The following is a 21,120-nucleotide window of genomic DNA, read 5'->3' as shown; positions in this document are numbered from 1 at the left end:
CTCAGGACCCGCTGAGCCGTCCCCGCAACCACTGGGCCAGCTCGGGGCCGTAGTCGGGGTGCTCCAGCGCGAAGTCGACCGCGGCCTTGAGGAAGCCGCCGGGGTTGCCCAGGTCGTGCCTGCCGCCGCGGTGGACCACGACGTGCACCGGGTGGCCCTCGTTGATCAGCAGCGCGATGGCGTCGGTGAGCTGCAGCTCGCCGCCCGCGCCGGGGGTGATGCGCTTGAGGGCGTCGAAGATGGCCCGGTCCAGCAGGTAGCGGCCCGCGGCGGCGAAGGTGGACGGCGCGTCCTCGGCCTTGGGCTTCTCGACCATGCCGACGACCTGCTTGACGTCGTCGTCGCCGGTCTCGCGCACGTCGAACACGCCGTAGGCGGAGATCTGCTCGCGCGGGATGTCGAAGGCGCACAGCACGGTGCCGCCGAAGCGCTCGCGGACCTGCGCCATCCTGGTCAGCACGCCGGTGGGCAGCACCAGGTCGTCGGGCAGCAGCACGGCCACGGCCTCGTCGGCGCCGGTGAGGTTGCCCTCGGCGCAGCCGACCGCGTGGCCGAGGCCCAGCGCCTTGTCCTGGATGGCGGTCTCCACCTGGAGCAGCTCGGGGGCGCGGCGGACCTTGGCGACCAGGTCGGTCTTGCCGCGCTCGGCCAGGGTCTGCTCCAGCTCCGGCTGGGGGCGGAAGTACTGGGCCACGGCGTCCTTGCCGGGGGAGGTCACGATCACGAGCTTGGTCGCCCCGGCTTCGGCGGCCTCGGTGGCGACCAGTTCGATACCGGGGGTGTCGACGACCGGCAGCAGCTCCTTGGGCACCGCCTTGGTGGTCGGGAGGAAGCGGGTGCCCAGACCAGCCGCGGGCACGATTGCTGTCGTGAAGGCGCTCATGAACAGCGAGCGTAACGACGTGCTTGGGGTGGTCCGCGATGACGTCCGACGAACGTGACCGGAAGGCGGCGCACCGCTCGCGGCTGCGCGCGGCGCGGCGTGGCGCGCCCGCCGCGCCGATGGTTTCCCAGGTGCTGCTGGCGACCGCCGCTTTCGGCGTCCGCCCCGGTCAGGTGGTGTGCGCGTACCTGGCCGTCGGCGGCGAGCCGGGCTCCGCGCAGATGCTGGAGTCGCTGCGCGGGGCGGGGTACCGGGTGCTGCTGCCGGTGGTCGTCGGCGACGCGCCGCTGGACTGGGCCGAGCACACCGGCGAGCTGCGCCCCGGCCCGTACGGGCTGCGCGAGCCGGTGGGGCCGCCGCTGGGCGCATCGGCGGTGGCCTCGGCCGCGCTGGTGCTGGTGCCCGCGCTGGCGGTGGACCGGTCCGGGGTGCGGCTGGGCAAGGGCGGCGGGCACTACGACCGGTCGCTGCCGCTGACCTCGGCGCCGCTGGTGGCCGTGGTGCGCGACGACGAGTTCGTCGACTCGCTGCCCAGCGAGCCGCACGACGTGCGGGTTGATGCCGTTCTCACACCTTCGCGGGGACTGATCCGGCTGCCCTGTGGCGTTGACCTGTGAGGTTTGCGCCACGTATGCCACCTGGCGCATCATCGTGCTGGCACTCTCGTCGTGAGAGTGCCAACCAGGACTCGTGGAGGGGCAACCGTGCCGACCTACCAGTACGCCTGCACCGAGTGCGACCACCGGTTCGAAGCGGTGCAGTCCTTCTCCGACTCCGCGCTGACGGTGTGCCCGGAGTGCTCCGGCAAGCTGCGCAAGCTCTACGGCGCGGTGGGCGTGGTGTTCAAGGGCAGCGGCTTCTACCGCAACGACAGCCGCTCGTCGTCCTCGTCGTCGCCCGCTTCGTCGTCTTCGTCGTCCTCGTCGAAGAGCTCGGAGTCGTCGTCCTCCAGCTCCTCCGCGCCCGCCGCGGCGGCTTCCTGACCCGAGTTGTCCACAGGCCCCCGAGTTGTCCACAGCTCGGGGGTCGCCGCTGTCGCGCGGCCCCGCCCGGCCCCTACCGTCGTGGCCATGATCCTGTTCCGGAAGATCTTGGCGGGTGTGTTGGCGCTGGTGGGAGCCGCGCTGGTGGTGTGGCCGGAGCCTGCTCCGGTCGAGGTGGTGGTGGCCGCCCGCGACCTGGCTCCCGGCGTCGTGCTGTCCGCAGCCGACCTCAGGGTGGTCGGTGTCCCTCCCGACCTGCGGCCTTCGGGCGCGGTGCCGCTGGCGGCGGCGCGCGACCGCGTCCTGGTCAGCGCCGCCCGAGCCGGTGAGCCGCTGACCGACGCCCGGCTGGCCGCGCCCGATCCCGATGCCGCGTCCGTGCCGATCCGCCTGGCCGACCCGGAGGTGGCGGCGCTGCTGCGGCCGGGCAGCCGGGTGGACGTGGTCGGCGCGGACTCGCGCGTGCTGGCCGAGGACGCGACCGTGGTGTCCGTGCGCGAGCGGGAGTCGGTGGTCGTCTCGACGGCCCGCGCGGCGGCCACGGCAGTCGCCGCCGAGTCGCTGGAGCACCCACTGGCGGTGACCCTGCGCTGATCGATCCGCCCGACGCATCACCGGACCCCGATCCGGCTACCCTCCGCTGACCTCAAGCACGTCCCCTCGGAGGAGCTGGCTGTGATCAAGGGCTTCAAGGACTTCCTGATGCGCGGCAACGTCATCGACCTGGCGGTGGCCGTGGTCATCGGCGCCGCGTTCGGCGCGATCGTCACCGCGTTCACCAACAACCTGATCAACCCGATCGTCGCGGTGTTCGGCGGGCAGAACGTCGACGGCCTGGCCGTGCAGCTGGTGGACAAGAACGAGAAGACGCTGATGGACTTCGGCGCGCTGATCACCGCGGTGATCAACTTCCTGATCGTCGCCGCCGTCGTCTACTTCGTCTTCGTGATGCCCATGAACAAGATCAAGGAGCGCCGGAAGCGGGGTGAGGAAGCGGGCCCGTCCGAGCCGACCGAGGTCGAGCTGCTGATGGAGATCCGCGACCTGCTGATCCGCCAGGGCGGAGCCCCGGCGGGCGCGGTGGGCGGGACCGGTGGGCCGTCCACCGCCTCGGCGCGGGTCGAGCAGCTGGGCACCGCCCACCCCGGCTACCGGGGGCCGGGCGGCCCTGGCGGCCCCGCGGCCCACGGCGGGCCGTCCGGTCCGGCCGGGCCTCGGCGCTGAGCGGAGCGCCCGCGCCAGGAGAGGGTGAGCCCACCCGGCCGCGTCCGCACCTCGGGTAGTAGTTACCGGCCCTGGTGGGCGCCTCGGGTAGTACTTGCCGGCGCTGGGTCAGGTGCCGTGGTGGGGTGGGCGGTTCTCCTGGTACCAGGAGTCGTCAGAGGAGTCGGTGGGGGCGGGGGTGGGGCGTTCGTCGGTGGTGGTGTCGGGCAGCACTTCGCCGAACACCTCCGCCAACCGGCGGCGGCGGGCCGCGGCGCGGGCCGCGTCCTCGCCGCCGGTCGGCTCGGGGGTCTGGTCGGTCATGCCTCGTCGAGTCCGGAGAGCTGTTCGATGACGTAGGGCACCAGGGCGGACAGGGTGGCCATGCCGTCGCGCACGGCGGAGCGCGATCCGGCGAGGTTGACCACGAGGGTGCTGCCGGACACGCCCACGAGGCCGCGGGAGATGCCCGCGTCCACCGCGCCCGCGGCCAGGCCGGAGGCGCGCAGCGCCTCGGCGATGCCGCTGATGGGCCGGTCCAGCACGCCCTGCGTGGCGTCGGGGGTGACATCGCGCGGCGACACACCGGTGCCGCCCACGGTGACCACCAGGTCCACGCCGCCGATCACGGCTGTGTTCAGCGCGGCGCGGATGCCGACCACCTCGCCTTCCACCGCGACCGTGCCGTCGACGATGAAGCCTGCTTCCTCCAGCAGTTCGGTGACCAGCGGTCCCGTGCTGTCCTCGTGCTCACCGTGCGCGACCCGGTCGTCCACGATCACGACGAGGGCGCGTCCCAGGCGCTGCGCGCTGCGTTCCATGCGGATCACCGTAACCAATGGGAGATCTGACGGTTCCGTGACGTCACGTCGCCACGCGCCTCGGCCGGGCCGGATCACCCCTAACTTCGACGACGTGCGAGTTCTCCTCACCGGCGGCGCCGGCTTCATCGGTTCCCACATCGCCGACCTGCTCACCGCGAGGGGTGACGAGGTGGTCGTGCTGGACGCCTACCTGCCCCAGGCGCACCGCGAGCGGCCCGCCGATGCCTCCGGTGTCGCCGACGTCACCGCGATCGGACCCGCCGATCTCGCGGGTGTCGACGTGGTGTGCCACCAGGCGGCGCTGGTCGGGCACGGGCTCGACCCGTCCGACGCGCCCGGCTACGCGTTCAACAACGACTACGGCACCGCCGCCCTGCTGGCCGCCATGCACGCGGCGGGCGTCTCCAGGCTGGTCCTGGCGTCGTCGATGGTGGTCTACGGCGAGGGCCGGTACCGGTGCGCCGAGCACGGCGTCGTGCGGCCCGGTCCGCGTCGGGCCGAGGACGTGGCGCGAGGCCGCTTCGAGCCGCCGTGCCCGCGCTGCGGGGCGGCGCTGGAGCCGCTGCTGGTGCCCGAGGACGCGCCGCTGGACCCGCGCAGCACCTACGCGGCCAGCAAGCTCGCCCAGGAGCACTACGCGGCGGCGTGGGCGCGGCAGACCGGCGGCCAGGTGTGGGCGTTGCGCTACCACAACGTCTACGGCGCGCGGATGCCGCGCGACACCCCTTACGCGGGCGTGGCGTCGCTGTTCAGGTCGGCCCTGGAGCGCGGCGAGGCGCCCACGGTCCTCGAAGACGGCCGTCAGCGCCGGGATTTCGTGCACGTCAGCGACGTCGCGCGGGCCAACGTGCTGGCCGTGGACACGCCGCAGCAGGAGGGCTCCTTCACCCCGCTCAACATCTGCTCCGGCGAGCCGCGCACCGTCGGCGAGCTGGCCGACGAGCTGGCCGACGCGTGCGGCGGGCCGCGACCTCGGGTGGTCGGCGGGGCCAGGGCCGCGGACGTGCGGCACGTGGTGGCCGATCCGGCCAAGGCGGCCGAGCTGCTGGGGTTCCGGGCGGCGACGGGGTTCGCCGAGGGGGTCAAGCGGTTCGCGTCGGACCCGCTGCGCTGAGCGGCAGCCGCACCTCGAAGCGGCAGCCCCGGCCGTGGTTGCGGGCGTCGATGGTGCCGCGGTGGGCTTCCACCAGGCCGCGCGCGATGGCCAGGCCGAGGCCGCCGCCGACCGGCTGCCTGCTGGGCGTGCCGCGGAAGGCCACGTCGAACACGCGCGGCAGGTCGGTTTCGGGGATGCCGCCGCAGGAGTCGTCCACGTGCAGCAGCGCCTCGCCGCCGTCCACGTCGACCCGCACCGCGACCGTGCCGTCGGGCGGGGTGTGCCGGATGGCGTTGGACAGCAGGTTGCGCACCACCCGCGCCAGCTCCGGGTCGCTGCCCAGCACCACCGGCCAGGTCGGCGCGTCGGCCTCCAGCCGCACGCCCTTGCGCCGCGCCACCGGGTGCTCGGCGGCGACCACCTCGCTGACCACGTCCGCCAGCGGCACCTCCGACAGGGTCAGCCGCAGCGCGCCCGCGGTGATCCTGGACAGCTCGAACAGGTCGTCCACCATGCCCGAGAGCTGCTCGGCCTCCGCGCTGATCCGGGCCGCGTAGTCGGCGACCTCGTCGGGCCGGGCGACCACGCCGTCGGCCAGCGCCTCGGCCATCGCCCGGATGCCCGCCAGCGGTGTGCGCAGGTCGTGGCTGATCCAGGCGACCAGTTCGCGCCGGGACGCCTCGGCTGCGCGCTCGCGGGCGCGGGCCTCCCGCTCCCACACGCTGCGGCGGGCCAGCGCGCGGCCCAGCAGCACCGCGGTCGGCACGGTCACCGCGGCCACCAGCAGGCACACCAGCAGCGTGGTGGTCAGGATCGGGGTGAACATGAACCCGCTGACCGCGAGCACGCCGCCGATGGTGGCCACCACGGGCACGATGGCCAGCACGGTCAGCGCGGTGGTCAGCGAGCCGCCGCTGAGCCTGCGCAGCAGCACCGCGCCCAGCAGCGCCAGCGGCAGCGAGAACAGCACCGCGTAGGGGGCGATGTGGGAGATCTCGACGAGCATCAGGCGGTCCCGTCGTAGCGGTAGCCCACGCCCCACACGGTGGTGATGCGCACCGGCCGGGCGGGGTCGGGTTCGACCTTCTCCCGCAGCCGCCGCACGTGCACGGTGACCGTGGACTGGTCGCCGAACTCCCAGCCCCAGACGCGGGAGAGCAGCTCGGCGCGGCTGAAGGCGGTGCCCCGGTGGGTCAGGAAGAAGGCGAGCAGGTCGAACTCGCGGCTGGTCAGCGCCAGTTCCCGAGCGCCGAGCCGGGCCGACCGGGCACCCAGGTCCAGCCGCAGCTCGCCGTCGACCAGCTCGGGGCCCGGCGCGGTGGCGGCGCGGGCGCGGCGCAGCACCGAGGTGACCCGCAGCGCCAGCTCGCGCGGGCTGAACGGCTTGGTGACGTAGTCGTCCGCGCCGAGCTGGAGCCCGGCGATGCGGTCCTCCTCCTCGCCCAGCGCGGTGAGCATGACCACCGGCACCGCGCCGCGCGCCCGCAGCCTGCGGCAGACCTCCAGGCCGTCCACGCCGGGCAGCATCAGGTCCAGCACGACCACGTCGGGCGGGTGCTCGGCGCAGCGGCGCAGGGCCCGCTCCCCGTCGCCGACCAGCTCGACCTCGTGGCCCGCCAGCTCCAGGTAGCGGCGCACCACGTCGCGCACGGTCGCGTCGTCGTCCACGACGAGCACCCGCCCGGTCACCGACTCGTCCACGGCCTCACCAGTTCGTCAGCAGGAGGTGGTCGACCGCGAGCGCGGTCGCCGCTTGGGCGGCCAGCCACCCGCGCCGCCGGGGCGCGAGCACGAGCAGCCACACCGTGAAAGGTAGCCAGATCCGCTCGACCTCGGCCTTGCTCAGGCCGGACAGGTCGGCGAGCAGGATCGCCAGCGCCGCCGGCCCCGCCAGCCGCAGCGCCGGGCCGCGCCACCGGCCCGCGAGCGGGGCGAGGCCGGTGGCCACCGCGGCGGCGGCCAGGTTCGCCCACACCCAGTAGCCGTAGGAGCGGGAGGACGCGATGCCCTGGTAGTACCGCTCCACGACCAGGTGGTAGCCGTCCAGCCACCAGAACCCGGCCAGCGCGAACGCCCCGACCACGGCCAGCGCGCCGAGCACCGCCCGCGCGATTCCGCGCCGGTCCGGCCACAGCACGGCCAGCGCGAGCGGGCCGAGCAGCACCAGCCCGTAGGACAGGAACACCGCGAACCCCAGCACCACGCCGCCGAGCAGGGCCCGGCGGCACGCCAGCAGGGCGATGCCGACCGCCGCGACACCGGCGAACAGCCCGTCCGCCGACACGCCGACCCACACCGCGCCGGGGAACAGCGCCACGAACGGCAGCACGGCGCGGGCGCGCTCCTCGCGGACCACCGCGCGCACGGCCACCGGCACCGCCACCGCGGTCAGCGCGCCGACCAGCACCACCAGCGCCGAGGCCCAGGCGCCGCCGGACAGGCCGACCCGGTCGAGGCCGACGAACACCAGCAGCGCGCCGGGCGGGTGGCCGGAGACGTGGACGGTCCACGAGTCGGGCTGGAAGTCCAGGATGCGCGAGGAGAACCCGCGCAGCGCCGCGCCGAGGTCGGTCACCCCCGGCACCTCGCTGAGGTACTCGTCGGGGGTGGTCAGGCGGTCGGCGAACCCCCGCCCCCAGCCGCCGACCAGGGCCAGGGAGAACGTCCAGGCCACCGCCGCCGCGTAACCGGCGAGCAGCGCCCCGCGCCACGGCAGGCGCTGCGCCAGCTCGGGGCCGCGCGCCACCACCAGCACCGCCACCACGATCGCGAACGGGGTGCCGACGCCGACGTGCGGCAGCCAGGAGGCGAACAGCGGCGGCGCTCCCGCGAACACCAGGTGGTCGTCCAGCGCCACGCCGGCCGCGGCGGCCAGCACGACGAGGGCCGAGGCGGCCAGCACGCGCAGCACCCGCCCACCGTAGAGGCCCGAACCCGCGTAAGGCCGTCGCGCGGGCGATTCGTCAGAGGTCTGTAAGAACTGCGGAGGCGTCACGATTCCGTAAGCGCCACAACGCTTTTCCAACGTCCACGGCGGACCACTCTTGGCGGCGTGGACGAGATCGACGTGGTGCTCCCCTGCCTCGACGAGGCGGCGGCGCTGCCGGGTGTGCTGGGGGCGATGCCCACCGGTTACCGGCCTGTGGTGGTGGACAACGGTTCGCGCGACGGCTCCGCCGGGATCGCGCGGCGGCTGGGCGCGGAGGTGGTGCACGAGCCGAGGCCGGGGTACGGCGCGGCGGTGCACGCCGGGATCGAGCGGGCGCGCTCGGAGGTGGTGTGCGTGCTCGACGCGGACGGCTCGCTCGACCCCGGCGAGCTGCCCGCGCTGGTGGCGCTGCTGGACGGGGCGGACCTGGCGGTGGGCAGGCGGGTGCCGGTGGCGGGGAGCTGGCCGTGGCACGCGCGGGCGGGCAACGCGCTGCTGGCCGCCCTGCTGCGGCGCCGAGGGCTGCCGGTGCGCGACATCGCGCCGGTGCGGGCGTTCCGGCGGCGTGACCTGCTGGCGCTGGGCGTGGCCGACCGGGCGTTCGGCTATCCCCTGGAACTGCTGCTGCGCGCGAACGCGGCCGGGTGGCGGGTGGTCGAGCGCGATGTGCGCTACGGCCCGCGCGCGGCCGGGACGCGCTCCAAGGTCTCCGGTTCGGTGCGCGGCACGGCGCGGGCCGTGCGCGACATGGCGGCGGTGCTGCGGTGAAAGGTGCTGCGGTGAGCGGTGTCGCGGTGAGGGCGAGCCTGCTGGTGGTGGCCAAGGCCCCGGTGCCCGGTGCGGCGAAGACGCGGCTGACCCCGCCCGCCACCCCCGGTCAAGCCGCCGAGATCGCCGCCGCCGCCCTGCTGGACACGCTGGACGCGGTGCTGCGCACGCCGGGGGTGCGGCCGGTGGTCGCGCTGACCGGGGACCTGTCGGCCGCGTGCCGCCGGGCCGAGCTGCGGGCGGCCCTGCGGCGCTTCCTGGTCCTGCCGCAGCGCGGCGCGGACTTCGCCGAGCGGCTGGCCAACGCGCACGCCGACACCGCGCGGCGGCACGGGCTGCCGGTGCTGCAGATCGGCATGGACACCCCGCAGGTCACCCCGCAGCTGCTGGACTCGTCGGTCGGCGCGCTGGCCGAGCACGACGCCGTGCTCGGTCCCGCCGAGGACGGCGGCTGGTGGGCGCTGGGCCTGCGCGACGCCACCCGCGCCCGAGCGCTGCGGGACGTGCCGATGTCCCGGAACGACACCGGGGTGCGAACCGCGTCGGCCTTGCGGGACAAGGGGATCGGGATGTTGCCGACACTGTCCGATGTGGACACCATCGACGACGCCCTCGCGGTCGCCGGGAACCTCCCCGGCACCCGGTTCGCCGAAGCGGTGCGGGAGGCGGCGCGGTGACCGCCTTCGACGCGGGCCTGCGCGGGCACGAGTGCCTGCTGGAGCTGGCCGACGAGCGGGTGCCGCTGCCGGTCGGGCGCTGGCGGGGCGAGGCGGACGCCGCCGACGAGGTGCTGCTGCGGGCCTGCGGCGGCCCGACCGTGGACCTGGGCTGCGGCCCCGGCAGGCTGGTCGCGGCGCTGGTGCGGCGCGGCGTGGTGGCGCTGGGCGTGGACAGCTCCGCGGTGGCCGTCGCGCTGACCCGCTCGCGCGGCGCGCCCGCCGTGCGGCGCGACCTGTTCGGCAGGCTGCCCGGCGCGGGGCGGTGGTCGCACGCGCTGCTGGCCGACGGCAACATCGGCATCGGCGGCGACCCGGTGGCGCTGCTGCGCCGGGCCGGGAAGCTGCTGCGCCGCGGCGGGAGCGTGCTGGTCGAGGTGGACCCGCCGGGGTGCGGGCTGCGCCGCGAGCGGGCCAGGATCGCGGGCGGGCCGTGGTTCGACTGGGCCCGGCTGGACGCCGCCGCGCTGGCCGCCGCCGCCCGCCGGGCCGGGCTGCGGCCGGGCTGGGTGGTCGAGCGGGACGGCCGCTGGTTCGCGGAGGTAATGCGGCCGTGAGGAGGTCCGACCCCCACCTCGCCGCGCGCGTCGGGCTGTGGCTGGGCGTCGCGTTCGGCCTGTGCTTCGCCACCGGCCTGCTCAGCCACGCCGCGCAGCACCCGCCCGGCTGGTTCACCTGGCCGACGCGGCCGGTGAGCCTCTACCGGATCACCCAGGGCGTGCACGTGGTGTCCGGGGTGGCGGCGATCCCGCTGCTGCTGGCCAAGCTGCACACCGTCTACCCCAGGCTGTTCCAGCGGCCGGTGGTCGGGTCGGTCCGGCACGCGCTGGAGCGCGGGTCGGTGCTGGTGCTGGTCGGCGCGGCGTTCTTCGAGCTGGTGACCGGGCTGTTCAACGCCGCGCAGAACTACCCGTGGGGCTTCTTCTTCCCACCCGCCCACTACGCCGTGGCGTGGGTGGCGGTCGGCGCGCTGCTGGTGCACGTCGCGGTGAAGCTGCCGCTCTGGCGCGCGGCGCCCGAGCCCAGGCGCGCGACGCTGAGCAGGCGCGGTTTCCTGCTCACCACCGGTGGCGCGGTGGCGGTCGCGGTGCTGGCCACGGCCGGTGCGTCGGTGCCGTGGCTGCGGCGGGTCTCGGTGCTGGCGACCCGGTCGGCGGCGCTGCCGGTCAACCGCACCGCCGCGGCGGCCGGGGTGCGGCGGGTCGGCGACGGGTGGCGGCTGCGGGTCGGCGCGCGGGAGTTCTCGCTGGCCGAGCTGGCGGCGCTGCCGCAGACCAGCGCCGAGCTGCCGATCGCGTGCGTCGAGGGCTGGAGCGCCTCGGCGCGGTGGACCGGCGTGCCGGTGCGCGACCTGCTGGCGCTGGCCGGTCTGCCGGTCGGCGACGTGCGGGTGGAGTCGCTGGAGCGGGACGGGCTGTACCGGGCGAGCACGCTGCCCGCCGCGCACGCGGAGGACCCGCTGACGCTGCTGGCCTTGCGGCTGGACGGCGCGCCGCTGCCGCTGGACCACGGCTACCCGTGCAGGCTGATCGCCCCGAGCAGGCCGGGCGTGCTGCAGACGAAGTGGGTCACCAGCCTGGAGGTCCGATGACGCGGTGGGTGCTGGGCGCGGTCGGCGTGGCGTTCGGCCTGTGGGGGGTGTTCCTGCTGCTGCCGCAGGACCTGCCCGCCATCGGCTTGTGGTTGCTCGCCGGTCCCGTCGTCCACGACGCGCTGGTGGCGCCGCTGGTGGGCGGGATCGGCCTGCTGGTGGGCCGCGGACTGCCCCGGCCGTGGCGGGGACCGGTCGCGGCGGCGGCCGTGCTGACCGGGGTGCTGGGCCTGCTGGCCGTGCCGCTGCTGTGGCGGCCGTTCGCGGGCCCGGCCAACCCCGGCCTGCTGGACCGCCCGTACTGGGCCGGTCTGCTGGCCGCCGTGGGCCTGGTCTGGGCGACGGCCCTGGTCGTGGGCGCGGTGCGGCACGTGTCGAGGCCGCGCCCCGGCGGGTGAGCCACCCGTCGGAGCGCGGCCTCGCGGTCCGGTCAGTTGGTGGGCGCGGGCTGGCTGCCCAGGGTCACCTCGACGGTGCGGTCGGTGCCGATGGTCAGCTGCACCTTGTCGCCGGGGGTGCGCGAGCGGACCGCCGCCACCAGCGCGTCCGCGCTGTCGATGCGGCGATCGCCGAACTTGGTCACCACGTCGCCCGCCTTGACCCCCGCCTGCTCGGCCGCACCGCCGCCGCTGACCTCGCGGATCAGCGCGCCGCCCCGGTCGGCGTCGGTGACCTGCACGCCCAGCACGGTCTGCGTGGCCCGGCCGTTCTCGCTGAGCTCCTTGGCGGTGCGCCGGGCCTGGTCGATCGGGATGGCGAAGCCGATGCCGACCGAGCCCGCCTGCGAGGACCGGCCGGAGTTGGGGCTGTAGATCGCCGAGTTGACGCCGATGATGCGGCCCTGCATGTCCACCAGCGGGCCGCCGGAGTTGCCGGGGTTGATCGCCGCGTCGGTCTGGATGGCGTCGAGCACGGAGGACTGGCTGCCGTTCTCGCCGCCCGCCCGCACCGGGCGGTTGAGCGAGCTGACGATGCCGGAGGTGACCGTGCCGTTGAGGTCGAACGGCGAGCCGATGGCCACCACCTCCTGGCCGATCCGCAGGTCGCTGGAGGTGCCCAGCTCGGCGGTGGGCAGCCCGGACACGCCGCGGGCCTTCACCACGGCCAGGTCCGACGACGGGTCGCGGCCGACGATCTCGGCGTCGGCGGTGCTGCCGTCCTGGAACTGCACGCGCACCGGGCCGCCGTTGGCGGCGGACTCGACCACGTGGTTGTTCGTCAGCACCGACCCGTCGGAGCTGATCACGATGCCGGATCCGGCGCCGCCGCTGACCTGCACCTGCACCACGACGGGCAGCACCTTCTGGGCGACCTGCTCGACGGAGCCCTCGGCCGCGCCGCCGGTCTGCCGCGCGGGCGGCGGGGCGTCCAGCGCGTTGACCACGGTGGCGTCCTCCGCGGCCTGGTAGCCGTAGTAGCCGCCGACCCCGCCCGCGACGCCGCCGACGGCCAGCACCAGCGCGGCCACGCCCGCGACGACCTTGCCGCGACCTCGGGGGCGCGGCGGGGCGCTCACCTGCGCGCCGGGCGCGAGGTAGTAGGGACCGGGCTGTCCGGGGGCCTGGCCGGGCATCTGGCCAGGTGCTTGTCCGGGCTGGCCGGGGTCCTGCGCGCCGTGGGACCAGCCCGCTTCCGGCGCGGAACCGGGAGCGCCCGCGAAGGGGACGCCGGGGAAGGAAGTGCCCGCGACCGGGGTGCCGCCCTGCACAGCACCCCGGTCGGTGACACCGGGCGCGGTCCCGTCGCCGCCCTGCACAGCGCCGGGACCGCCTGCCCACTCCGTCCCGGCGGGGCCGCCCTGCACGGCGCCCGCCCGGTCGGCCTCGGAACCACCGGCGCCCTGGCGCGGGTGGTCCTGATCATGACCGGAACCCCCGGTATCGCGCGCCCAAGGGCTGGGCTCGGTGGTCCGGGGCTGCTGCTGCTGGGGCTGCTGCGGCTCGTTCTCGGTCATGTCCACCACTGTGCGGTGCCCGCCTGAGAAGAGGCTTAAACAGACCTGGGCGTCAGTTGTGAGTCCGCGGATCACCGCGCCGAGGCGCGCAGCCGCTCCGCGATCTGCTCCGGGGTGACGTCGTTGACCCACACGCCCATGCCCGACTCCGACCCGGCCAGGTACTTCAGCTTGTCCGCCGTGCGCAGCACCGAGAACACCTCCAGGTGCAGCCAGGCCAGGTCGCGGCCGGTGCGCACGGGGGCCTGGTGCCAGGCCGCGATGTAGGGCAGGGGGCGCTGGTAGAGGCCGTCGAGCCGGTGCAGCACCTCCAGGTACAGCCGGGCGAAGTCGTCCCGCTCGGCGTCGGTCAGCGCGGGCAGGTCCGGCACCTGGCGGTGCGGCACCACGTGCACCTCGACCGGCCAGCGGGCGGCGGCGGGCACGAACGCGGTCCAGTGCCCGGACTCCGCGACGACCCGGACCTCAGCCGCGCGCTCCGCCGCCAGGATGTCACCCAGAAGTGGGCGTCCATGCTCTTCCAGGTACTTCCCGGCCACCGAGAGCATCCGCTCGGTCTTCGGCGTGACGAACGGGTAGCCGTAGATCTGCCCGTGCGGGTGGTGCAGCGTGACGCCGATTTCCTCGCCCCGGTTCTCGAAGGGGAAGACCTGCTCCACCCCCGGCACCTCGGCCAGCGCGGCGGTCCGCTCCGCCCACACGTCCACCACGGTGCGCACCCGGTCCGCGCTCAGCTCGCCGAAGGAGCTGTTGTGGTCGGAGGTGAAGCAGACCACCTCGCACCGGCCCAGGCCGGGCGCGCGGGCCACCATCGGCATCCCGTCCACCGTCGGCGGCAGGTCCGGCACGGTCGGCGCGAACGACGGGAACCGGTTCTCGAACACCACCACGTCGTAGCCGGACTCGGGGATCTCCGTCGGCTTGCCCGGCGTGGACGGGCACAGCGGGCACAGGTCGGCGGGCGGCTTGTAGGTGCGGGTCTGCCGGTGCGCCGCGATGCCCACCCACTCCGCGGTCAGCGGGTCGCGCCGCACCTCCGACAGCGGCTGGGTGCGCGGGAGGTCCCTGGTGTCCACCGCCTGGCGCGGCGGCGCGTCCGGCGAGTCGTCGTAGTAGATGATCTCCCGGCCGTCGGCCAGCTTGCCCGCCGTGCGCTTCACGCGAGTTCCTCTCCCCTGCCGGGCACGTGCGCCAGCACCAGTTCGCCCACTTGCTCGCCGAGCACGGCCCTGGCCTGCTCGGGCAGTCCTTCATCGGTCACCAGCACGTGGGCCTCGTCCAGGTCGGCGATGGTGGAGATGCCGACCGTGCCCCACTTGGTGTGGTCGGCGAGGACCACCACCCGCCCCGCGGCGTCCACCAGCGCCCGGTCGGTCTCGCTCTCGTTCAGGTTCGGCGTGGTGAAGCCGGAGCGCTCGGCCATCCCGTGCACGCCCAGGAACACCACGTCCAGGTGCAGCGACCGCAGCGCCTGCACCGCCACCGGGCCGACCAGCGCGTCCGACGGCGTGCGCACGCCGCCGGTGAGCACCACCGTGCGGTCGGTGCGCCCGCTCTGCTGGAGCACGTCGGCCACCCGGATGGAGTTGGTCACCACGGTCAGGTCCGGGATGTCGTCCAGGAACCGCGCCAGCGTCCACGTCGTGGTGCCCGCCGACAGCCCGATCGCGGTGCCCGGCCGCACCAGGCCGGCCGCCCGCGCCGCGATGGCCTCCTTCTCCGGCAGCTGGCGCACCGACTTGGCCTCGAAGCCGGGTTCGTCGGTGCTGCGGCCGACCACGGAGGTGGCCCCGCCGTAGACCTTCTCCAGCAGCCCGCGCGAGGCCAGCACGTCCAGGTCGCGGCGCACCGTCATGTCCGACACGCCCAGTCGCACCACCAGGTCGCTGACCCGGACCGCGCCGGTGCGGCGGACCTCCTCCAGGATCACCGCCTGCCGTTGTCGCGCCAGCACGTCACACCTCTTCCCTGAGCACGGCCACGCCGCCCGCGGGCACCCGCAGCTGTCCACCGACCCGCGCGCCGGAGAGCAGTTCCAGGCCGGTCGCGGGCAGTTCCGCGTCGCGTTCGCCGTGGTTGACCACGACCAGCCACGATACGTCCGCGCCGTCGAGCGCACCGCGACGGCGGACCGCCTCGACGCCCTCGGGGCCGCGCGCCACGCCCGCCCGGTCCAGCACGGCGGCCACCAGCGCGTCCAGCCCCTCGCCGCGCAGGCCGCAGGCCAGGTACCAGGCGTCGCCGTGGCGGGTCACCGCGGGCACTCCCGCCAGCGGGCCGTCGGCGTAGCGGGAGACCACCTCGGCGGACTCCGCGTGCAGCCACTCCGTCCACACCGCGACCTCGCCGCCGTCGTCCAGCCGGACCGTTTCCCCTTGGCGCAGCGGGAAGAACTCCTCGGTGCGCACGCCCAGCAGCTCGCGCAGCGCGCCGGGGTAGCCGCCGGGGTGCACGTGGTCGCGCCGGTCGGCGATGCCGGACAGGTAGGTCACCAGCAGGTGGCCGCCGCCCGCCGCGTAGGAGGCCAGCGGCTCCGCGTCGTCCATCAGGTACAGCGACGGCACGACCACCAGCCGGTAGCCGGACAGCTCCGCGTCGGGCGGCACGAAGTCCACGGTGACCCCGGCCCGCCACAGCGCGCGGTAGAGCGCGAGAGCGTTGTCCTGGTAGGAGAAGTCGGCGGTCGGGTGCGCGGGCTGGCGGGAGGCCCACAGGGACTGCCAGTCGTACACCAGCGCCACCTCGGCGTCCACAGTGGACCCCACGATCTCCTTCAGGCGCGCGTACTCCGTGCCGACCTGGCACACCTCGCGGAAGATCCTGGTGTCCCCGCCCGCGTGCGGCACCATCGCCGAGTGGAACCGCTCCGCGCCCGCCACCGACTGCCGCCACTGGAAGAACAGCGTGCCGTCGGCGCCTCGGGCCAGGTGCGCGTAGGCGTTGCGCCGCATCTCGCCGGGCGGCTTGGCGGTGTTGCGCGGCTGCCAGTTGACCGCCGAGGTCGAGTTCTCCATCAGCAGCCACGGCCGTCCGCCCGCCAGACCGCGCACCAGGTCCGCGCAGAACGCCAGCTCTACGTGCCGCTCCGGGTCCTCCGCGCGCAGGTAGTGGTCGTTGGAGACGAAGTCGACCTCGCGCGCCCACGCCCAGTAGTCCAGCTCGGCGAAGGTCCACATCACCATGAAGTTGGTGGTCACCGGCACGCCGGGGGTGACCTCGCGCAGCACGTCGCGCTCGGCCTTGAACAGCTCCAGCAGCGCGTCGGAGCAGAACCGGTCGAAGTCCAGCAGCTGGCCGGGGTTGCCGAAGCTCGGCGTCACGCGCGGCGGCAGCACCTGCGCCCAGTCGGTGTAGTGCTGGCTCCAGAACGCCGTGCCCCACGACTCGTTGAGCGCCGCCAGGTCGCCGTGGCGGGCGCGCAGCCACTCCCGGAACGCCGCGCCGCAGCGGTCGCAGTAGCAGCGCGGGACGTGGCAGCCGTACTCGTTGCCGACGTGCCAGGCGGCCAGCGCCGGGTGGTCCCGGTAGCGCTCGGCCAGCGCGCGGGCCAGCGCCACCGCCTTGTCCCGGTAGCGCCGCGAGGTCGGGCAGTAAGCCTGCCGGGAGCCGTGCGAGAGCCGCACGCCGTCGGCCCGCTCGGGCAGCACGTCGGGGTAGCGGGTGGTCAGCCAGGGCGGCGGCGCGGCGGTGGCGGTGGCCAGGTCGACCCGGATGCCGTGCTCGGCCAGCAGGTCCAGCGCGCGGTCCAGCCAGCCGAACTCGTAGCGCCCCTCCTCGACCTCCAGCAGCGCCCACGCGAAGACGCCGACGGTGACCAGGTCGACCCCGGCCCGGCGCATCAGCTCGACGTCCTGCCGCCACACCGCCTCGGGCCACTGCTCGGGGTTGTAGTCCGCCCCCCAGGCCAGGCCGGGCAGGGCGGTGGGCCAGCTCGTCATGGCGCTCAGCGTGGCCGAACGGGACCGCCAAGTCAACACAGTCAAACATGACTGATCGTTCGGGTCTGTTCGGCACTCCCGCCCACTCGACCGCGCACACCTCGGTTAGGGACACCCAAAAATGGAGTTCAGCAGCCAAGTGACAGGGGTTGACACGCACGACAACCAAGAGCACAACGTGCGCAACTTTGTTTGACTCCGTGTTGGGTTGACTCCGTTGGGTGTCCTCCGACCGGGGTCAGGGGCGACCGGGCAGGCGGACCGCGAACAGCGCGCCGCCCTCCGGGGCCCGGCCCGCGTAGACCGCGCCGCCGTGGCGCTCCGCCGCCTGCTTGACGATGGCCAGCCCCAGGCCGGAGCCGGGCAGCGTGCGCGCCTCCGACGAGCGGTAGAAGCGCTCGAACACGTGCGGCAGGTCCGCCTCGGCGACCCCCGGCCCGGAGTCGGCCACCTCCAGCACCGCGCTGCCGTCGCCGAGCTGGCGCAGCTCCACCCGCACCACCCCGTCGTCCGGGGTGAACTTCACCGCGTTGTCCAGCAGGTTCAGCACCGCCCGCTCCAGCGCGCTGGAATCACCCAGCAGCGACCACGGCTGCAGCTGCCGCACCTCGAACCGGATGTCGGTCGCCGCGCGCCTGCGCGCCCGGTCCAGCGCCCGCTCCACCACCTCGACCAGGTCCACCGGCTCCTGCACCACCTGCGGCGCGTCCTCGCGGGCCAGCTCCACCAGGTCGCCGATCAGCGTGGTCAGCTCGTCCAGCTGCGCGCGCACGTCGGCGTGGATCTCCGCCTTGTCCTCCTCGGCCAGCGTGGGCGCGCCCGGCCGCTCGGAGGCCAGCAGCAGCTCCAGGTTGGTGCGCATGGACGTCAGCGGGGTGCGCAGCTCGTGGCCCGCGTCGGCGACCAGCCTGCGCTGCCGCTCCTGCGACTCGGCCACCGCGCCCAGCATCGCGTTGAACCGCTGGGTCAGCCGGGCCAGCTCGTCGTCCCCGGACACCGGGATCGGCCGCAGGTCGCCGGTCAGCGCGACCCGCTCGGTGGCCTCGGTCAGCCGCTGCACCGGCCGCAGACCGGTGCGCGCGACCGCCGTGCCCGCCGCCGCGGCCACCAGCACGCCCAGCCCGCTGATCACGAACAGCACCACGCTGAGCTTGGCCAGCGTGGTGTGCATCGGCTTCATCGACTGGGCGATCACCATGGCCTGGCCGTCGCCGTAGGGCACCGAGATGACCCGGAAGTCCGTGCGGGTGTCGGTCCAGATGTTCTCCAGCACCTTCCCCCGCGCCACCTCCAGGTCGGCGTCGCGGGTGGGCGGCCGGACGGTGTACTTCGGGTACACGATGCTGCCGTCCACGTGCAGCACGCCGATGCGGATGTCCCCGGCGGCCAGGAACGCGCCGGGCATCTCGTCGACCTCGTTGTTGACCTTGGGGGCCGCCACGGCGGCCTCGGCGCGCTGGCGCAGGTGGGCGTCGAGCTGGGCGTGCAGGTTCTGGCTGACCGTCAGGTACGCGCCCAGCGACACCAGGGCCACCGCCCCGGCCACGCAGAACGCGGCCAGCAGGGTCACGCGAGCGCGCAGGGAGAACCGCTGGAAGCGGCCACCGGCATCGATCACGGAGGGGTCTCCCGCAGCACGTAGCCCACGCCGCGCACGGTGTGCAGCAACCTCGGCTCGCCGCTGGCCTCGGTCTTGCGGCGCAGGTAGCCGACGTAGACCTCCAGCGCGTTGCCCGAGGTGGGGAAGTCGTAGCCCCACACGTCTTCCAGGATGCGACCGCGGGTGAGCACCTGCTTGGGGTGCGCCAGGAACAGCTCCAGCAGCGCGAACTCGGTCCGGGTGAGACTGATCGACCGGTCGCCGCGCCGCACGTCGCGGGTGTTGGGGTCCAGCTCCAGGTCGGCGAAGCGCAGCACCGCGCCCGCCGTCTCGTCCCCGGCGTCCGGGGCGGCCCGCCGCAGCAGCGCGCGCAGCCGGGCCAGCAGCTCCTCCAGCGCGAACGGCTTGGGCAGGTAGTCGTCGGCGCCCGCGTCCAGACCGGACACCCGGTCGGACACCGCGTCCCGCGCGGTGAGCACCAGGATGGGCAGGTCGTCACCGGTGCTGCGCAGCCTGCGGCACACCTCCAGGCCGTCCAGCCTGGGCATCATGACGTCGAGGACCATCGCATCCGGGCGCTGGGTGAGGACGGATTCGAGCGCCTGCTGGCCGTCTCCGGCCAGGTCGACCTGGTAGCCGTTGAACTGCAGTGAGCGGCGGAGCGACTCACGCACGGCCCGGTCGTCGTCGACAACGAGGATGCGCATGGGCTCAGTGTTGCCCCTGGTCCTGAGAGCCGCCTGAGAACCCGGTGTGAGCTGTCCCGTCTTTCCGCCGCCACCCGCGGATCGCGCGGAAAGCGAACTCGCGGTGCCGGAACGCGCGGTTCGCGGGATCAGTGCTCCTTGGGGACGGGGGCGTTCCAGCGGCGCCACAGGGCGACCAGGCGCAGCGCCACGATCAGCGCCGAGCCGGCCAGCGCGGTGAGACCGGCGGGCAGCCCGAGGCGGTCGCCCGCCGCGACCACGGCGGCCCCGGCCAGCGCGGCGACCGCGTAGATCTCCCGGCGCAGCACCAGCGGGATCTCCCGCAGCAGCACGTCGCGCAGCGCGCCGCCGCCGATGCCGGTGGTCATGCCCACCAGGCAGGCGGCGTAGGCCGGGACGCCCAGCGCCAGCGCGGTCGAGGTGCCCGAGGTGACGAACAGGCCCAGGCCGACCGCGTCCAGCAGCAGCACCGACCGGCGCAGCCGGGCCAGCGCCGGGTGGAAGCGGAACACCACCACCCCGGTCACCGAGGCCACCAGCAGGTAGGGCCAGGTGACCAGGTTCGTGGGCGGGTGCACGCCCAGCAGCACGTCGCGCAGCGCGCCGCCGCCGAGCGCGGTGGTCAGCGCGATCACGACCACGCCGAACACGTCCAGCCGGGCCCGCACCGCCGCCACCGCGCCGGACGCGGCGAACGCCGCGATCCCGATCAGTTCCAACGCGTCGAGCAACACGGCTGGCCAGGGTAGTTGTCCTGGTCCCAGGGCACCGGGCGGAGCCGGGTCAGAAGAAGTCGGCCAGCCTGGGCACGCCGGGCGCGGCGACCAGCTGGTCCAGCAGCGCCGCGTCCCCGCCGCCGTCCAGCAACCCGGCCCGCCGCAACGCGCGCGTGTCGTGCATCCCGCTGAACCACGGCCCCAGCGCCCGCGCGTGCACCCGGACCGCGCCGCTGCCGCCGGGCTCGACCCGCACCCGCCCGTCCTCCACGACCAGCCGCTGCCGCCCGGCGTGCCAGGGCGCGTGCTCGTCGACGACCTCCAGGTCCACCGCCGCCGGACGCAGGAACGCCGCGCCCGGCCAGCCCCGCGCCGCCACCGCCGCGGGCAGGTCGACCACCCGCAGCAGCCACGTGGAGGTGGTCACGGAGTACCGGATGCCCTGGTTGACCAGCAGCCCGACCACCGCCGGGTCGGTCACCCGCAGCGACAGCCGCTCCAGCGTCCCGCCCCAGGAGGTCAGCTCCCGCAGCAGCCCGAGCGCGGCGTCGGCGTCCCGGCCGACCAGGTCGAACACCTTCAGCCCGTCGCGGGTCCGCTCGGCGGTCAGGTACCCGCGCACCTCGCCGTCGTGCCCCGGCACCACCGACACCACGTCGTGCCGCAGCACGTCGGCCACGTCGACGGCGGGCTTCTCGCGGGTGAGCAGCCCGTCCACCCCGCTGGCCAGGTCGAGGTAGCAGGCGTGCAGCGCGTCCAGGTCGCCCTCCCACGCCGCCCGCGAGAGCACCCTCGGCCCGCGCGGCAGCCGGTCCACGCTCAAGTCCAGCCACTCGAACACGCCCGCCCGCTCCCAGCCGCACGACCGGTACAGGGCGGGCACCGTGGCGTAGAGCACCGACAGCGGCTGGCCGTGCTCGCGCAGCGAGCGCAGGGTCGCGTCGAGCAGGCCGGTGGCCACGCCGCGCCCCCTGGCGTAGGGGTCCACGGCGACGCCGCCGATGCCGCCCATCGGCACCGGCAGCCCGCCGTAGAACTGGTGGAACTCCCGGATGGTCAGCACCGCCGCGGCGCGGCCGTCCAGCTCGGCGACCAGCCCGCGCAGGCCCGGCCGCGCCGGGTCCTCGTCGGGGGCGCTGCCGAACGCGACCTTGCGCAGGCGGGCGGTCTCGGCCGCGTCGTCCGCGGTGATGTCCCTGATCCGCACGCCGT

The 21,120-nt window shown here is 74.8% G+C and carries 23 protein-coding genes and 1 pseudogene; 10 read left to right on the top strand and 14 right to left on the bottom strand.

Going from position 1 to position 21,120, the window contains the following annotated elements; genetic code table 11:
• Position 1: 1 nt before the first annotated feature.
• Positions 2-883: a UTP--glucose-1-phosphate uridylyltransferase gene (locus JOF41_RS34435; RefSeq protein ID WP_189220943.1), complete on the bottom strand. Its 882-nt coding sequence runs from the start codon at positions 881-883 to the stop codon at positions 2-4.
• A gap of 38 nt (positions 884-921) precedes the next feature.
• Here JOF41_RS34435 and JOF41_RS34430 point away from each other — a divergent pair, with 38 nt between their 5' ends.
• The 4 genes and pseudogenes from JOF41_RS34430 to mscL form a co-directional block, all read left to right on the top strand.
• Positions 922-1,500, top strand: a complete 579-nt coding sequence (locus JOF41_RS34430; RefSeq protein ID WP_189220944.1) for a 5-formyltetrahydrofolate cyclo-ligase — start codon at positions 922-924, stop codon at positions 1,498-1,500.
• 87 nt (positions 1,501-1,587) lie between these two features.
• Positions 1,588-1,866, top strand: a complete 279-nt coding sequence (locus JOF41_RS34425) for an FmdB family zinc ribbon protein (protein WP_189220945.1) — start codon at positions 1,588-1,590, stop codon at positions 1,864-1,866.
• 87 nt (positions 1,867-1,953) lie between these two features.
• The gene (locus JOF41_RS34420; RefSeq protein WP_244989768.1) at positions 1,954-2,460 is read left to right on the top strand and encodes an SAF domain-containing protein; all 507 of its coding nucleotides are present in this window, start codon (positions 1,954-1,956) and stop codon (positions 2,458-2,460) included.
• Positions 2,461-2,541: 81 nt separating this feature from the next.
• Positions 2,542-2,928: pseudogene (gene mscL / locus JOF41_RS37550) on the top strand (large conductance mechanosensitive channel protein MscL); the annotation flags it as partial.
• 270 nt (positions 2,929-3,198) lie between these two features.
• Here the strand turns inward: mscL and JOF41_RS34410 are convergent.
• Complete coding sequence (locus JOF41_RS34410) at positions 3,199-3,393, bottom strand: hypothetical protein (RefSeq protein ID WP_209623824.1); 195 nt, start codon at positions 3,391-3,393, stop codon at positions 3,199-3,201.
• Complete coding sequence (locus JOF41_RS34405; protein WP_189220948.1) at positions 3,390-3,890, bottom strand: MogA/MoaB family molybdenum cofactor biosynthesis protein; 501 nt, start codon at positions 3,888-3,890, stop codon at positions 3,390-3,392. Before JOF41_RS34405 ends, JOF41_RS34410 begins: the two co-directional genes overlap by 4 nt.
• 94 nt (positions 3,891-3,984) lie before the next feature.
• On the opposite strand from JOF41_RS34405, the gene JOF41_RS34400 reads away from it, so the two are divergent.
• Positions 3,985-5,007: an NAD-dependent epimerase/dehydratase family protein gene (locus tag JOF41_RS34400; RefSeq protein WP_209623823.1), complete on the top strand. Its 1,023-nt coding sequence runs from the start codon at positions 3,985-3,987 to the stop codon at positions 5,005-5,007.
• Here the strand turns inward: JOF41_RS34400 and JOF41_RS34395 are convergent.
• Genes JOF41_RS34395 through JOF41_RS34385 form a run of 3 tightly spaced genes read right to left on the bottom strand, consistent with a single transcriptional unit; the run spans position 4,976 to position 7,900 of the window.
• A complete protein-coding gene (locus tag JOF41_RS34395) occupies positions 4,976-5,995 on the bottom strand; it encodes a sensor histidine kinase (protein ID WP_209623822.1) in 1,020 nt (339 codons plus the stop codon). The genes JOF41_RS34400 and JOF41_RS34395 overlap by 32 nt on opposite strands.
• Complete coding sequence (locus JOF41_RS34390) at positions 5,995-6,690, bottom strand: response regulator transcription factor (RefSeq protein WP_189220951.1); 696 nt, start codon at positions 6,688-6,690, stop codon at positions 5,995-5,997. Before JOF41_RS34390 ends, JOF41_RS34395 begins: the two co-directional genes overlap by 1 nt.
• Positions 6,691-6,694: 4 nt before the next feature.
• Positions 6,695-7,900: a hypothetical protein gene (locus JOF41_RS34385; RefSeq protein ID WP_209623821.1), complete on the bottom strand. Its 1,206-nt coding sequence runs from the start codon at positions 7,898-7,900 to the stop codon at positions 6,695-6,697.
• Positions 7,901-8,050: 150 nt separating this feature from the next.
• On the opposite strand from JOF41_RS34385, the gene JOF41_RS34380 reads away from it, so the two are divergent.
• Genes JOF41_RS34380 through JOF41_RS34360 form a run of 5 tightly spaced genes read left to right on the top strand, consistent with a single transcriptional unit; the run spans position 8,051 to position 11,391 of the window.
• Positions 8,051-8,686 (top strand): glycosyltransferase family 2 protein, encoded by a 636-nt coding sequence (locus tag JOF41_RS34380; RefSeq protein ID WP_189221695.1) that lies wholly within the window; start codon positions 8,051-8,053, stop codon positions 8,684-8,686.
• 11 nt (positions 8,687-8,697) lie between these two features.
• Complete coding sequence (locus JOF41_RS34375; RefSeq protein WP_372448509.1) at positions 8,698-9,363, top strand: TIGR04282 family arsenosugar biosynthesis glycosyltransferase; 666 nt, start codon at positions 8,698-8,700, stop codon at positions 9,361-9,363.
• Complete coding sequence (locus tag JOF41_RS34370) at positions 9,360-9,959, top strand: class I SAM-dependent methyltransferase (RefSeq protein WP_209623820.1); 600 nt, start codon at positions 9,360-9,362, stop codon at positions 9,957-9,959. Before JOF41_RS34375 ends, JOF41_RS34370 begins: the two co-directional genes overlap by 4 nt.
• Positions 9,956-10,993: a molybdopterin-dependent oxidoreductase gene (locus JOF41_RS34365; RefSeq protein ID WP_209623819.1), complete on the top strand. Its 1,038-nt coding sequence runs from the start codon at positions 9,956-9,958 to the stop codon at positions 10,991-10,993. The genes JOF41_RS34370 and JOF41_RS34365 overlap by 4 nt, the downstream gene beginning before the upstream one ends.
• Complete coding sequence (locus tag JOF41_RS34360) at positions 10,990-11,391, top strand: hypothetical protein (protein WP_209623818.1); 402 nt, start codon at positions 10,990-10,992, stop codon at positions 11,389-11,391. Before JOF41_RS34365 ends, JOF41_RS34360 begins: the two co-directional genes overlap by 4 nt.
• 32 nt (positions 11,392-11,423) lie before the next feature.
• Here the strand turns inward: JOF41_RS34360 and JOF41_RS34355 are convergent, their stop codons facing one another.
• From JOF41_RS34355 to JOF41_RS34320, 8 genes are all read right to left on the bottom strand, one after another.
• On the bottom strand, positions 11,424-12,947 hold the full coding sequence (locus JOF41_RS34355; RefSeq protein ID WP_209623817.1) for a trypsin-like peptidase domain-containing protein: 1,524 nt from the start codon (positions 12,945-12,947) through the stop codon (positions 11,424-11,426).
• A 71-nt stretch (positions 12,948-13,018) separates the two neighbouring features.
• A complete protein-coding gene (gene galT / locus JOF41_RS34350) occupies positions 13,019-14,107 on the bottom strand; it encodes a galactose-1-phosphate uridylyltransferase (protein ID WP_209623816.1) in 1,089 nt (362 codons plus the stop codon).
• Complete coding sequence (locus tag JOF41_RS34345) at positions 14,104-14,901, bottom strand: DeoR/GlpR family DNA-binding transcription regulator (RefSeq protein ID WP_189220956.1); 798 nt, start codon at positions 14,899-14,901, stop codon at positions 14,104-14,106. Before JOF41_RS34345 ends, galT begins: the two co-directional genes overlap by 4 nt.
• Before the next feature lies 1 nt (position 14,902).
• A complete protein-coding gene (locus JOF41_RS34340) occupies positions 14,903-16,885 on the bottom strand; it encodes a beta-galactosidase (RefSeq protein ID WP_209623815.1) in 1,983 nt (660 codons plus the stop codon).
• 238 nt (positions 16,886-17,123) lie between these two features.
• Positions 17,124-18,503, bottom strand: a complete 1,380-nt coding sequence (locus JOF41_RS34335) for a HAMP domain-containing sensor histidine kinase (RefSeq protein ID WP_189220958.1) — start codon at positions 18,501-18,503, stop codon at positions 17,124-17,126.
• The gene (locus JOF41_RS34330; protein WP_189220959.1) at positions 18,500-19,192 is read right to left on the bottom strand and encodes a response regulator transcription factor; all 693 of its coding nucleotides are present in this window, start codon (positions 19,190-19,192) and stop codon (positions 18,500-18,502) included. Before JOF41_RS34330 ends, JOF41_RS34335 begins: the two co-directional genes overlap by 4 nt.
• Before the next feature lie 128 nt (positions 19,193-19,320).
• Positions 19,321-19,926: a trimeric intracellular cation channel family protein gene (locus JOF41_RS34325; protein WP_189220960.1), complete on the bottom strand. Its 606-nt coding sequence runs from the start codon at positions 19,924-19,926 to the stop codon at positions 19,321-19,323.
• A gap of 49 nt (positions 19,927-19,975) precedes the next feature.
• Positions 19,976-21,115 (bottom strand): GNAT family N-acetyltransferase, encoded by a 1,140-nt coding sequence (locus tag JOF41_RS34320; RefSeq protein ID WP_189220961.1) that lies wholly within the window; start codon positions 21,113-21,115, stop codon positions 19,976-19,978.
• Between the last annotated feature and the right edge of the window lie 5 nt (positions 21,116-21,120).

Origin of the sequence: Saccharothrix coeruleofusca (genome assembly GCF_017876325.1) — a bacterium.
Taxonomy (GTDB): Bacteria; Actinomycetota; Actinomycetes; order Mycobacteriales; family Pseudonocardiaceae; genus Actinosynnema; species Actinosynnema coeruleofuscum.
Note: the sequence above shows the minus strand (reverse complement) of the source record. Positions and strands in the feature narration are given on the sequence as shown.